Annotated in this window: 11 protein-coding genes; 5 read left to right on the top strand and 6 right to left on the bottom strand. The window is 72.9% G+C overall.

Annotation, left to right across the window (positions count from 1 at the left end; translation table 11 throughout):
• Positions 1-2: 2 nt before the first annotated feature.
• From ABIC30_RS07635 to ABIC30_RS07660, 6 genes are all read right to left on the bottom strand, one after another.
• Positions 3-1,007, bottom strand: a complete 1,005-nt coding sequence (locus ABIC30_RS07635; RefSeq protein ID WP_020094479.1) for a zinc-binding dehydrogenase — start codon at positions 1,005-1,007, stop codon at positions 3-5.
• A 43-nt stretch (positions 1,008-1,050) separates the two neighbouring features.
• On the bottom strand, positions 1,051-2,031 hold the full coding sequence (locus tag ABIC30_RS07640) for an ABC transporter substrate-binding protein (RefSeq protein WP_042670254.1): 981 nt from the start codon (positions 2,029-2,031) through the stop codon (positions 1,051-1,053).
• A gap of 64 nt (positions 2,032-2,095) precedes the next feature.
• A complete protein-coding gene (locus ABIC30_RS07645; RefSeq protein ID WP_020094477.1) occupies positions 2,096-2,911 on the bottom strand; it encodes an ABC transporter permease in 816 nt (271 codons plus the stop codon).
• Positions 2,902-3,672, bottom strand: coding sequence for an ABC transporter ATP-binding protein (locus ABIC30_RS07650; RefSeq protein WP_020094476.1), 771 nt, complete (start codon positions 3,670-3,672; stop codon positions 2,902-2,904). Before ABIC30_RS07650 ends, ABIC30_RS07645 begins: the two co-directional genes overlap by 10 nt.
• A complete protein-coding gene (locus ABIC30_RS07655) occupies positions 3,669-4,433 on the bottom strand; it encodes a GntR family transcriptional regulator (protein WP_042670257.1) in 765 nt (254 codons plus the stop codon). The genes ABIC30_RS07650 and ABIC30_RS07655 overlap by 4 nt, the downstream gene beginning before the upstream one ends.
• 365 nt (positions 4,434-4,798) lie before the next feature.
• A complete protein-coding gene (locus ABIC30_RS07660) occupies positions 4,799-5,344 on the bottom strand; it encodes a MarR family winged helix-turn-helix transcriptional regulator (protein ID WP_026605140.1) in 546 nt (181 codons plus the stop codon).
• A 121-nt stretch (positions 5,345-5,465) separates the two neighbouring features.
• Between ABIC30_RS07660 and ABIC30_RS07665 the strand changes: the two genes are divergently transcribed.
• From ABIC30_RS07665 to ABIC30_RS07685, 5 genes are read left to right on the top strand one after another with little or no spacing between them, the layout of a single operon-like run.
• Positions 5,466-6,749: an amidohydrolase/deacetylase family metallohydrolase gene (locus ABIC30_RS07665; protein ID WP_020094473.1), complete on the top strand. Its 1,284-nt coding sequence runs from the start codon at positions 5,466-5,468 to the stop codon at positions 6,747-6,749.
• A gap of 10 nt (positions 6,750-6,759) precedes the next feature.
• Entirely contained in the window at positions 6,760-7,629 is an 870-nt protein-coding gene (locus tag ABIC30_RS07670; protein WP_043712895.1) for an alpha/beta hydrolase, read from the top strand.
• Positions 7,626-9,980 carry a xanthine dehydrogenase family protein molybdopterin-binding subunit gene (locus ABIC30_RS07675; RefSeq protein WP_354454594.1) on the top strand — a complete coding sequence of 785 codons (2,355 nt, stop codon included), beginning with the start codon at positions 7,626-7,628 and terminating at the stop codon, positions 9,978-9,980. The genes ABIC30_RS07670 and ABIC30_RS07675 overlap by 4 nt, the downstream gene beginning before the upstream one ends.
• Positions 9,977-10,849, top strand: a complete 873-nt coding sequence (locus tag ABIC30_RS07680; RefSeq protein WP_020094470.1) for an FAD binding domain-containing protein — start codon at positions 9,977-9,979, stop codon at positions 10,847-10,849. The genes ABIC30_RS07675 and ABIC30_RS07680 overlap by 4 nt, the downstream gene beginning before the upstream one ends.
• Positions 10,846-12,045, top strand: a complete 1,200-nt coding sequence (locus ABIC30_RS07685) for a xanthine dehydrogenase family Fe-S subunit (RefSeq protein WP_020094469.1) — start codon at positions 10,846-10,848, stop codon at positions 12,043-12,045. The genes ABIC30_RS07680 and ABIC30_RS07685 overlap by 4 nt, the downstream gene beginning before the upstream one ends.
• Positions 12,046-12,058: the final 13 nt, after the last annotated feature.

The following is a 12,058-nucleotide window of genomic DNA, read 5'->3' on the forward strand; positions in this document are numbered from 1 at the left end:
TGTCAGGGGGTGACGACGATCTTGCCCATGACCTCGCGGTCGCGGATCATCCGCAGGCCCTCGGCGGCCTCCTCGAGGGGCAGGAGCTTGTCGATGGTCGGCTTCAGCGTGCCGGCCTGGATCATGTCCATCAGGGCCGACAGGTTGTCGTCGTAGAAGCTGTTCGAGCCGATCACCTTGAGCTCGAAGCTCCAGATGTAGCGGAGATCCTCCTTGGGATCGTGCCCCGCGGTGGCGCCGCAGACCAGCAGCGTGCCGCCGCGCTTCAGGCACTTGAGCGAGGGCACCCAGGTGTCGCCGCCGGTGAAGTTGATCACCACGTCGACCCCGCCCTCGTAGGTCCGGCGCTGCGGCTTGCCGTACTGCTGGATCGCCCACTTGGAGAAGTCGGTCTCGCGGTAGTTGACGACGTGGTCGGCCCCGAGGGCCGTCAGCGCCGCCATCTTCTCCGCGCTGCCCGCGCAGGCGATCACCTCGGCGCCGAGCTGCTTGGCCAGCATCACGCAGCCGGTGCCGACGCCGCCGCTGGCGCCCAGGATCAGGACCTTGTCGCCGGCCTTCACGGTGTTGTGGGTGATCAGCATGCGGTGGGCCGTGCCGTAGGCCACCGGCAGGGACGCCGCGTCCGCGTAGCTCACGTCCGGCGGCATCGCGATGAGCTGGCCCGTCGAGACCCGGCAATACTCGGCCATGCCGCCGTCGAGCATCTCGCCCATCAGGCCCTTGGCCTTGTTGAGCGGGTTGACCAGCACCCGGTCGCCGACGCGCCACTCCGCGACGCCTTCGCCGAGCTCGACGATCTGCCCGGCCATGTCGAGGCCGATCACCACCGGCATCGGCACCTTGATGCCGGGCATGCCCTTCACGGTGAACACGTCGTGGTAGTTGAACGAGGACGCGCCGACGCGGATCAGGACCTCGCCCGGGCCGGGGGACGGCCTCGGATAGTCGTCGACCACCTTCAGCGTGTCGATGTCGCCGTGCGCCTCCAGCACGAGCGCCTTCATCGTCTGAGCCATCGTGGAAACCCTCTTCTGCAGGTCGGAAAGGCTATGGGATCGACTTCGACCGCTCGTAGGGGCCGGGGACCAGGGCCGTGTCCGGCAGGCTGCCCTGGACGGCGCCGACCGCCTTGAACACGTCGAATTCCCGCTTCAGCGAGGCGATGTCGGCGGGCTCCAGGCTGACCGTGTAGATGCCGTCCCAGAGGCCCGCGTAGGCCGCGGCGTCGGCGTCGCTCAGGTTCGCGGCCGCCTTCAGGATCTTGGCCACGCCGGGCTTGTCGGCCTGGCCGAAGGCGTAGGCCTTGCGCATCGCGGCCACGACCTTGGCGGGCGCGTCCGGATTCTGCGTCATCCAGGCGTTGCGCATCAGGCCGACGCCGAGGACCGGCGGCGCGTCCTGCTGGGTGAGGCGCCTCCACTCCTCCCGGAAGGTGCCGAGTCGGCGCAGCTTCACGTCCGGCAGGAGCGCGAGGGTCACGGTGCGCAGGGCCGCGGCGTCGATGTCCTTCTGGACGAGGAATTGCGCCAGCCGGGAATCGTTGCCGGGGACGGCCTGGTAGTCGGCGGGCTTGAGGCCGTGATTGGTCTCCAGGATCGCCGCCGCGATGGCGGCGGTGCCGCTGCCGGCCGGCGAGGTGCCGATCTTCCTGCCTTTGAGGTCGTCCATAGTCTTGATCGGCGAGTCCTCCGGGACGACGAAGTCGAGATCGGCCACCTGGGTCGCCAGGACGATGCTCATCGGCAGCCCGTCGGCGGTGACGCTCAGCGCCGTCCCGGCGCTCGCCGCGATCGCGAAATCAATCGCCCCGGCGGCCATCGCCTTGGTCGGCGCGTTCACGTCCGGGAACTTGACGTACTCGGCCGTCAGGCCCTCCTTCTCCATGAACTTGCCGGCTTCCAGCACGGCGCCGAAGCCGAGGCTGATGCCCGAGCTCCAGTATCCGATGCGCACCGTCTCGGCGCGCGCGAGGCCGGGCAGGCCGAGTGCGCAGAGCGCGGCGGCGGCGAGGACGCGGATCCGTTTCAAGGCGTTCTCCGGGACGGGCGATGAGGGGTCGTGCGACGGGCGTGTCGCCGGGCGGTGCCGGCCGTCACGGCTGCGCCACCTTCTTCCAGGCGAACAGGCGCTGCTCGGCCGGCTTCAGGACGAGCGTCTCGAGCCCGATCATCAGGGCGACGAGGGTGAGGGTCCAGGCGAAGACCTGGTCGGTCTGGACGAGGTCGGCCGCCTGCCGCAGGCGGTAGCCGATGCCGCTGCTCGCCCCGAGCGATTCCGCCACGAGGACGACCCGCGCCCCGAAGCCGATGGCGAGGCGCGCGCCCGCGAAGAAGGCGGGCAGGATCGTCGGCAGGTAGATCTTGGTCAGCACCTTGCGGCGCGGCATCCGGAAGGTGCGGGCGAGCTCGAGATGCTCGGCGCTGACCGTGCGCGTGCCCTGCCAGACGTTGGTCAGGATCAGCGGCATCGCGGTCATGAACACCACGAAGATCGTGGTCCAGTTCGAGAGGCCGAACCAGATCAGCGCGAAGATCGCCCAGATCGCGGAGGAGACGGTGTTGGTCACCGTCAGCACCGGCTCGAAGAAGCGCCCGAGGCGCGGGCTCGCGCCGAGCAGCAGGCCGAGCGGCAGCCCCACGAGGGCCGCGAAGGCGAGGCCGGCGCCGATCCGGCCCAGCGTGATGCCGAGATCGGCGGCGAAGCTCGGCGTGGCGACGAGGCCGAGCCACGTGTGCCAGACCCGCGCGGGGCTCGGCAGGACGAAGCTCGGCGCGTGCAGCGATCCGAGCTGCCACGCGGCCAGCGCCAGGGCGAGCAGGGCGAGCCGCTGGAGCAGCACGCCCGCCCGGCGTCCGGCGCCGGACGTCCGCGTCCGCCGGATCAGGCGCGGCGGGGTCTTCACGAGCATCGCGCGCTCGCGGCGGAGAGGCTGATGCGCAGGCGCCGGACCTCCTCGGCGACCTCCGTCGAGAGCGGGTCGCGGGGGTACGGCAGATCGATGGCCCGGACGGTGCCGATCCGGCCCGGCCGCGGGTGCAGGACGACCACCCGGCTCGCCAGCACCACCGCCTCCTCGACGTCGTGCGTGACGAAGACCAGGGTCATCGCCCGCAGACCGGCGATGCGCAGCAGCTCCGCGTGCATCTGCGCGCGGATCTCGGGATCGAGCTTCGAGAACGGCTCGTCGAGGAGCAGGATCTTGGGCTCGGTCACGAGGCTGCGCGCGAGCGCCACCCGGCTGCGCATGCCCCCCGACAATTCGTGCGGGTAGGCGTCGCGGAAGGCCTCCAGCCCGACGAGCCGCAGGGTCTCGTCGACCCGCCGCGCCCGCTCCGCCCGGCCCATGCGTCCGGCCTCGAGGCCGAAGGCGACGTTCTGGGCGGCCGTGCGCCAGGGCAGCAGCCGGTCCTCCTGGAACATGTAGGTCATGGCCCGCCAGTCGCGGAAGGCGTGCGACGGGATGCCGTTCAGGAGGACGGCGCCCTGATCGGGCTCGACCAGCCCGGCGATCATGTTGAGGAGGGTGCTCTTTCCGCAGCCCGACGCGCCCAGGATCGCGACGATCGCGTGCTGCGGGATCGCGATGTCGACGGTGTCGAGGACGTGGAGCGGCCCGCCCTCGCGCCGGTCGAACCACTTGCTGACGTGGTCGAGCTCGACGGCGTTCACGGCTCGCCCCCGTCGACCCGGGCCGGCCGCACCGGCGCCACCACCGCGGTGTCGCGCAGGCTGGCGATGACCTTCTCCAGGGTCATGTCGCGGAACGTCTCGACGTGGCGGCGGGCCACCAGGGCGGCGCTGTCGGCGTCGCCCGCCACGAGGTGCTCGATCATCGCGGTGTGGTCGTTCTCGATGTTCGGCCGCACCCCCTGCACGCCGAAGCCGAGGGCGACGAGGCGGGTCATCTCGTCGAGGAGGCCCGACAGCGTCCGGTACAGGCGCCCGTTCCCCGAAGCCGCGGCGATCGCGAGGTGGAAGCCCCGGTTGGCCTCCAGGAAAAAGTCGATCTGGTTGCCCATCTCCACCGTGATCTTGCGGCGGCAGGCCTGCTCCAGGCGCTCCAGATGCGCCCGGTTCACGCGGCCGGCGGCGCCCCGCGCCGCGAGGGGCTCAAGCTCCATCCGGAGGGCGAAGACCTCGTCGACATCCTTCACGGTCACCGGGCTGACCCGGTAGCCGTGCCGCGGCATCGAGCTGACGAAGCCTTCCTGGGCCAGGCGCTGGAGCGCGATCCGGCAGCTCGCCTTGCCGATCTCGAACCGCTCCATCACCTCGGCCTCGGTGAAGCGCGTGCCGGGCAGGAGGCGGCAGGCGACGATCTCGCGGCGCATCAGGTCGTAGGCCTGGTTGCCCTTGCGCGTGGCGTCGGGGACGGCGAGCACCGTCGTGGTCGGGCGAGCGGGCCGGGACCTGTCATCGCGGGTCGTCATCGCACCTCGCTGTTCGGGCATTGAGGCTCCCACAGCATGCTGTGAGCTGCCCACCACACGCAGGACATGTGCCAACCCCGCGCCGGCCCGCCTGCGCGCGGCGCGCATCGGCAGGCGGAACGATGGTCGGGTGCCGGCATTCGTCGCGCGGTGGGAAGCTCAGATGCGACGCGTGATCAGCTCAGCGCGCGCTGTGGGCATTCCATGCCGTATTTATGCGCAACGTCTCCGCGTTCTGTAAATGGAATGCGCGTCCAATTTTCGCGAAGATGTTGGAAGAAAGAGCTTTTCGCGGCACTCCAAGGCAGAACGATCTGTATTTTATTTGAGCAGTGGGGCCTGCTGCGGGCCGCGTCGGCGACGCCCTACAGGATGTCGGGCTGGCCGCGCCGATGCTCGTGCCCCGCGATGACGCGGCGCAGGAGCCGGGTCAGGGTGTCCTGCTCCGCCGGCGTGAGGGCCTCGACGGTGAGGGCGTGCGCGGCCCGCGCCGCCGGCTCCATCGCGCCGTGGAGCGCGGCGCCTTCGTCCGTCAGCCGGCAGACCTGCGCGCGGCGGTCGAGGGGCGAGGTCGTGCGGCTCACCAGACCGCGGGCCGCGAGGCGCTTCAGGGCGCCGGTCGTCGTCGTCCGGTCAAGGGCGACCGAGCTCGCGAGCGTCGTCTGATCGGCCTCCCCCAGATCGCGCAGCAGCGAGAGCAGGCTGTACTGGAGCGGGGTGACGCGAAACGCGGCACAGCGTTCGGCGAAGAGGCTGACGTGGATCTGGTGCATGCGGCGGGCGAGGAAGCCCGGGCGCTCGGCTAGTGGCCAGTGCCGCGCCTTCGCGTCCGTTGCCGCGCTCGCCGCCCCCGCGGCGACCCCCGCCTCTGCCGACCCCGCAGCGAACCCGGCGTCCGGGACCTCATCCATCGTCCGCCTCCACAGAACGGTTCCAGCCTTGGCACGCGGTGTGCAACGCCGGAATACGAAGCATGCTTCGCTTTTGGCAAGGGCGAGGCCGGCGTGCGCCGGCCGGGACCACGAGGTCGACATGGACAATCGCCGCTATGATCTGGTTCTGCGGGGCGGGCGGGTCATCTGCCCTGCCTCAGGCATCGACGGCATCCGCGACGTGGCGGTGCGGGACGGGCGCATCGCCGCCGTGGCGGAGACGATTTTGCCCTCGGCCGCCGCCGAGGTGGTCGACGTCTCGGGCAAGCTCGTCCTGCCCGGCATGATCGACACCCACGCCCACGTCTACCAGTACGTCACCGGCCGGTTCGGCCTGAACCCCGACATGGTCGGCGTGCGCTCGGGCGTGACCACGGTGGTGGACCAGGGCGGGCCGTCCTGCATGACCCTGCCGGGCTTCCGCCACTTCATCGCCGAGCGCTCGGAGACGCAGGTCCTCGCCTTCCTGTCGGCCTACCTCGTCGGCGGCCTGGAAGGGCATTTCTACCCGAACCTCTACAGCCCGGACGGCGTCGACATCGACGCGACCGTGAAGTCGGCCACCGAGAACCGCGACCTCGTGCGCGGCATCAAAGGCCATGCCGAGATCGGCGGCTTCGCCCGCTGGGGCATCAAGGTGATGGAGATGGCGGCCGAGATCAGCCGGCGCGCCGACCTGCCGCTCTACGTGCATTTCGGCCAGCTCTGGGGCCTGCCGGAATCGGGCGCCAACGGCGAGGATGCCGACACCATCGTCGAGCGGGTGATCCCGCTGCTGCGGCCCGGCGACGTGCTGGCCCATCCCTTCACCCGCCACCCGGGCGGCTTCATCAACGAGCAGGGCGAGGTCCACCACATCATCCGCCGGGCCATGGAGGCCGGGCTGAAGGTCGATGTCGGCCACGGCAGCCACTTCTCCTACCGCGTGGCCCGCGCGTCCCTGCCGGCCGGCGTGATCCCCTACACGCTCGGCGCCGACATGCACGGCTACAACACCGAGGTGCCCGAGGTGACGAAGCCCGCCGGCACCCCGGACGAGCACCACGACGACGAGAACCATCCCTTCCTCGGCCAGGCCCGGTTCAGCCTGACCCAGGCGATGAGCTCGATGATGGCGCTCGGCATCCCGCTGGAGGAGGTGGTGCCGATGGTGACGTCGCACCCGGCCGAGATGCTGCGCATGGGCGACCGGATCGGCGCCCTCAAGGTCGGCTACGCGGCCGACGTCTCGGTGCTGCACGACGATCGCGGCCGCTTCCTGCTGCGCGACAACGAGGACACGCGGGTGATCGCCGACCGTCTGCTGCGCCCGGCCTTCTGCCTGCGCGCGGGGAAGCGCTTCGAGGCCGACTCGCCGATCCTGCCCCAGGCGATCGCGGCCTGAGGTGGCGCCGGTGACCGCCTTCGTCCTCGACGACCCGACCCCGCCGGACCCGCGCCGCCGCTGGGACAGCCTGGACTTCGCGGCCCGGGGCGCCTCCTACGACAACAACGCGGGCGTGCCCGACAGCGCCGCGCAGGTCGCGGCCCGCAACGCGGCCTCCGCGGCCTACCGCGCGGCGCACCCGGCCGGGCTCGACATCCCCTACGCCGCCGGCGCACGCACCGGCTTCGACCTCTACCCGGCGTCGGAGACGGGGGCGCCCTGCCTCGTCTTCGTCCACGGCGGCTATTGGCAGCGCAACGCCCGGGCCGATTTCGCCTGCTTCGCGGAAGGGCTGAACGCCGCCGGCTGGTCGGTGGCGATGCCGGGCTACACCCTGGCACCCGAGGCGAGCCTCACCGGGATCGTCGCCGAGATCGGGGCCGCCCTCGACTGGCTCGCCGCGCACGGGACGGCGCGCGGGATCGGAGGCCCGATCGTCCTCGCCGGCTGGTCCGCGGGGGCGCAGCTCGCCGCGCTCCATCTCGGGCATCCCGCCGTGTCCGCGGGTTTGGCGATCTCCGGCGTCTACGACCTCGCGCCGATCCGCGAGACCTACCTGAACGAGAAGCTCGGGCTGACCGAGGACGAGATCGGGACGCTGTCGCCCCTGCGCCTGCCCGTCGTGCCCAAGCGCATGACGATCGCCTACGGCAGCCGGGAGCTGCCCGCCCTCGTCCGCGACGCGCGCAACCTCCACGCTCTGCGCGGCGCCGCCCACGCGCCGGGCGCCCTGCTGCCGGTTCCGGGCGCCGACCACTTCTCGATCCTCAATGAATTCCGCCGGCCCGACGGCCTGCTGGTCCGCGCCGCCCAGGATGTTCTCGGAGGCGCCCGATGAGCCGCGAGGGCGTCGGGGCTCCGCTGCCCCGCAAGGAGGACGAGCGCCTGATGCGCGGGCGCGGCCAGTATGTCGGCGACCTCCGGCTGCCGGGGATGCAGGACGTCGCCTTCGTGCGCAGCCCGCTCGCCCATGCCCGGATCCGCGCCATCCACGTGCCGGAGGCCTACCGCGACCGCGTCTTCACCGCCGCCGACCTCGACGGCGTGCTGCCGATCCGGGCGGTCTCGGGGCTGCCCGGCTTCAAGGTGTCCGAGCAGCCGGTGCTCGCCACCGACAAGGTCCGGCAGGTCGGCGAATTGGTGGCGATGTGCGTCGCCCCGACCCGCGCGGAGGCCGAGGACATCGCCGCCGCCGTCGTCCTCGACCTGGAGGAGCTGCCGGCCGTCCACGACATGCTGGCCGCGCGCGAGCCGGGCTCCGCCCTCGTCCACGAGCACTGGGGCGACAACGTCTTCCTGGAGACCCTGGTCGACGTCGGCATCGAGGGCGCCCTCGACGCGCCGGTCAAGGTCAGCCGTACCATCTCGACGGGGCGCCAGTGCATGGCGCCGATCGAGGGCCGCGGCACCGTGGTGCAGCTCGATCACCGCCTCGACCAGCTCGTGGTCCACACCGCGAGCCAGATGCCGCACATCGTGCGCAACGGCCTCTCGGAGTGCCTCGGGATCGAGCAGGGGCGCATCCGCATCGTGTCGCCGGATGTCGGCGGCGGGTTCGGCTACAAGGCGATCCTGCTTGCCGAGGACGTGGCGCTGGCGTGGCTCGCGCTCCGCTGCGGCCACCCGGTCCGCTGGCTGGAGGACCGGCGCGAGCACCTGACCGCCAACGCCAATTGCCGCGAGCACCATTACCGCATCACGGCCTACGCGGAGCGGGACGGGACGCTGCGCGGCATCGACTGCGAGGCCACCGTCGATTCCGGCGCCTACTCGGCCTACCCGTTCTCGGCCTGCCTGGAGGCCGCGCAGGTCGCCAGCATCCTCCCCGGCCCCTACGACTTCCCGGCCTATCGCTGCCGCACGTGGTCGGTGGCGACCAACAAGTGCCCGATCCTGCCCTACCGGGGCGTCGCGCGCACCGGCGTCTGCTTCGCCTTGGAACTGGTGCTCGACGCCGTCGCCCGCGCGGCGGGGGTCGCGCCCGAGACCGTGCGCGAGAAGAACCTCGTGCGGCCCGGGCAGATGCCGTTCGAGAACATCACGAAGAAGCACTTCGACAGCGGCGACTACCCGGAGGCGCTCGCCCGGGCGCTGAAGGCCGTCGACGTGGCGGCGGTCCGCGCCCGCCAGCGTGAGGGCGAGGCGGACGGGCGCCGGATCGGCCTCGGCCTCGCGATCTACTGCGAGCAGGCCGCGCACGGCACCTCGGTCTATTCCGGCTGGGGCATCCCGATGGTCCCCGGCCACGAGCAGGCGAGCGCCCGCCTCACCCCGGACGGCGGCCTGGAATTGCGAATCGGCGCCCATTCCCACGGCCAGGGCCTGGAGACGACGCTGGCCCAGGTCGCCCACGAGATCCTGGGCGTCCCGGTGGCGCGCACCCGCCTCGTCCACGGCGACACCGCCATGACCCCCTACTCCACCGGCTCCTGGGGCTCCCGCGTGATGGTGATGGCGGGCGGCGCGGTGGCGGCGGCCTGCGAGGAACTGCGGGCCCGGGCCGTGCGGATCGGCGCCCACCTGCTCCAGGCGCGGCCCGAGGAATGCCGGTTCGAAGGTGGCCACGTCGTCGGCCCCACGGGCGATGTCCCGCTCGAGGCGATCGCCCGCACCTGGTACCGCCGCCCGCAGGACCTCGCGCCCGACACCGATCCCGGCGGGCTCGAAGTCACTGCCGGCTACAAGCCGGTGCGCGATTCCGGCACCTTCTCGTACGCGGCGCACGCGGCCGTGGTGGCGGTCGATCCCGATCTCGGGGCGGTGGAGATCCTCGACTACGTCATCGTCGAGGACGGCGGCACGCTGGTGAACCCCCTCGTGGTCGACGGCCAGATCTACGGCGGCCTCGCGCAGGGGATCGGCACGGCCCTGTTCGAGGAGATGCGCTTCGACGCCCGCGGCCAGCCGCTGGCCTCGACGTTGGCCGACTACCTCCTGCCGGGCGCCCCCGACGTGCCGATGGCGCGCATCGAACACATGGAGACGCCCTCGCCCTACACGCGCTTCGGCCAGAAGGGCATCGGCGAGGGCGGCGCCATCGCGCCGCCGGCGGCGCTCGCCAACGCCGTGAACGACGCCCTCGCGCCGCTCGGCGTCGAGCTGCTGCATTCGCCCCTCACCCCCCGACGGATCGTGGAGGCGGTGCTCGCCACCCGCGCGCCCGCCGAGACCGCGCGGGAGGCCGCATGAAGCCCGCCGCCTTCGCCTGGGAGCGCCCCGACAGCCTGCCCGCGCTGCTGGCGCGCCTCGCCGAGGCCCCCGCGGGCGTGAAGCTGATCGCGGGGGGCCAGTCCCTCGGGCCGATGCTGAACCTGCGCCTCGTCGAGCCCGCCCTCATCCTCGACATCACCGGCGTGCCCGAACTCCGGGACGCGCGGGTCGAGGGCGACACGCTCGTCCTCGGGGCCTGCGTGACCCATGCCGACATCGAGGACGGGCGCGTCCCGGACCTCACCGGCGGCGCGCTGCGGCGGGTCGCCGCCGCGATCGCCTACCGGCCGGTCCGCAACCGCGGCACGATCGGCGGCAGCCTCGTCCACGCCGACCCGGCCGCCGACTGGGTGAGCGCCCTGACCGCCCTCGGCGCCGAGGTCGAGATCGCCGGGCGGAGCGGCCGCCGCACCCTGCCGGTGGAGCATTTCGTGAACGGCGCCCTCGAAGTGGCGCTCGGCGCGGACGAGATCCTGGTCGCGGTGCGCGTCCCGGCGCTGCCGGCGGGCGCGGCCTGGGGCTACGTCAAGCACTGCGCGAAGATCGGCGAGTTCGCCCACGCCATCGGGGCCGTGCGCCTCGAGCCCGGCGCGGGCCGGGGCCGGGCCGTGATCGGCGCGGTCGAGGGGCCGCCCGTGCTCCTGGCCGATGCCCGCCCGCTCTTCGGCGGCCGCATCGGCGCCGACTTCGCCGCGCGCTTCGACCCCCGGGCCGCCGACCAAGCCCTGCGGGAGGCTGGCATGGCCGATGCGGTCGAGCGGCACATCCACGTCACCGTCCTGAGCCGCGCGGTGGCCGCGGCGGCCGCGCCCGATCCCCGCGCCAACACCCTTCCGGAGGCCGCATGAGCGCCGCGCTGGCCGAACCCGGGACGTCGCGCATGGCCCTGGCGCTGACGGTGAACGGCCGGGCCGTGCGGGTCGCGGCCGAGCCGCGCAGCCACCTCGGCGACGTGCTGCGCGACGGGCTCGACCTCACCGGCACGCATCTGGGCTGCGAGCACGGCGTCTGCGGCGCCTGCACGGTCCTGCTCGACGGCGAGCCGGCCCGCGCCTGCCTCACCTACGCGGGGGCCTGCGCGGGCGCCGCGGTCACGACGATCGAGGGCCTCGACGCGGACGCGATCGCGGGCGAACTGCGGGCCGCCTTCAACCGCGAGCACGCGCTCCAGTGCGGCTACTGCACGCCCGGGATGCTGGTGGCCGCCCGCGATTTGGTCTTGCGGCTGCCCGAGGCCGACGAGCGGCGGATCCGCGTCGGCCTGTCGGGCAACCTGTGCCGCTGCACCGGCTATGCCGGCATCGTCCGGGCCGTGATGGCGGTGATCGCGGAAAGGCGCGGGCGCGGCATCCCCCCGGAGACCGGTGCGGCGCGGCCGCTCGGCCCGGTCGGCGCCCGGATCGGCGACGCGGCTTTCGCGCCCCTGGAACCGCCGGCGGATCGGATCGCCCCGGCGGCGCCCGCGGCCGTCGCGGACCTGTCCGACGCGTTCACCCCGGCCCACGGCTTCACGCAGGTGCTCGACCTCCTCCACCCGCCGGAGGCCGTCTTCGCCCTGCTGGGCGACATCGCGGCGGTCGCCGCCTGCCTGCCGGGCGCGGTGCTCACGGCGCGGCCCGCCCCCGACACGGTCGAGGGCGGCCTGCAGGTGCGGATCGGGCCGATCGCCGCGACGTTCCGCGGCCGCGCCCGCCTCGCGCGGGACGAGGCCGCCCGGACCGGCGCGGTCCACGGGGCCGGCACCGACGCGGGCGGCCGCTCGGCGACCGAGGGCCGGATCCGCTACCGGGTCGAGGCTGGGCCGACGCCCGGCACCGCCCGGGTCGAACTCGACGTCGGCTACACCCTGACCGGGCCGCTCGCGCAGTTCGGCCGGCCCGGCCTCGTGCGCGACCTCGCCGGCCGCATCGCCGCGGAGTTCACCCGCAACCTCGATGCCCGGCTCTCGGGTGTCGCAGCGCCGGTGCCCGTCGGCCTCAACCCGCTCCGCCTGCTCCTCGGCCTCGCCCGCGCGCGCCTCGCCGCGTGGTTCGGCCGCGCCTGATCCCATCCCGCCC

This window comes from Methylobacterium sp. 1030 (assembly GCF_040544715.1).
In the GTDB taxonomy this organism is placed as follows: Bacteria; Pseudomonadota; Alphaproteobacteria; order Rhizobiales; family Beijerinckiaceae; genus Methylobacterium.

What these genes read in the sequence shown, in the direction of transcription:
- ABIC30_RS07655 (WP_042670257.1), bottom strand. Translation starts at nt 4,433, where the DNA reads ATGACGACCCGCGATGACAGGTCCCGGCCCGCTCGCCCGACCACGACG.
- ABIC30_RS07660 (WP_026605140.1), bottom strand. Translation starts at nt 5,344, where the DNA reads ATGGATGAGGTCCCGGACGCCGGGTTCGCTGCGGGGTCGGCAGAGGCG.
- ABIC30_RS07665 (WP_020094473.1), top strand. Translation starts at nt 5,466, where the DNA reads ATGGACAATCGCCGCTATGATCTGGTTCTGCGGGGCGGGCGGGTCATC.
- ABIC30_RS07675 (WP_354454594.1), top strand. Translation starts at nt 7,626, where the DNA reads ATGAGCCGCGAGGGCGTCGGGGCTCCGCTGCCCCGCAAGGAGGACGAG.
- ABIC30_RS07680 (WP_020094470.1), top strand. Translation starts at nt 9,977, where the DNA reads ATGAAGCCCGCCGCCTTCGCCTGGGAGCGCCCCGACAGCCTGCCCGCG.
- ABIC30_RS07635 (WP_020094479.1), bottom strand. Translation starts at nt 1,007, where the DNA reads ATGAAGGCGCTCGTGCTGGAGGCGCACGGCGACATCGACACGCTGAAG.
- ABIC30_RS07685 (WP_020094469.1), top strand. Translation starts at nt 10,846, where the DNA reads ATGAGCGCCGCGCTGGCCGAACCCGGGACGTCGCGCATGGCCCTGGCG.
- ABIC30_RS07645 (WP_020094477.1), bottom strand. Translation starts at nt 2,911, where the DNA reads ATGCTCGTGAAGACCCCGCCGCGCCTGATCCGGCGGACGCGGACGTCC.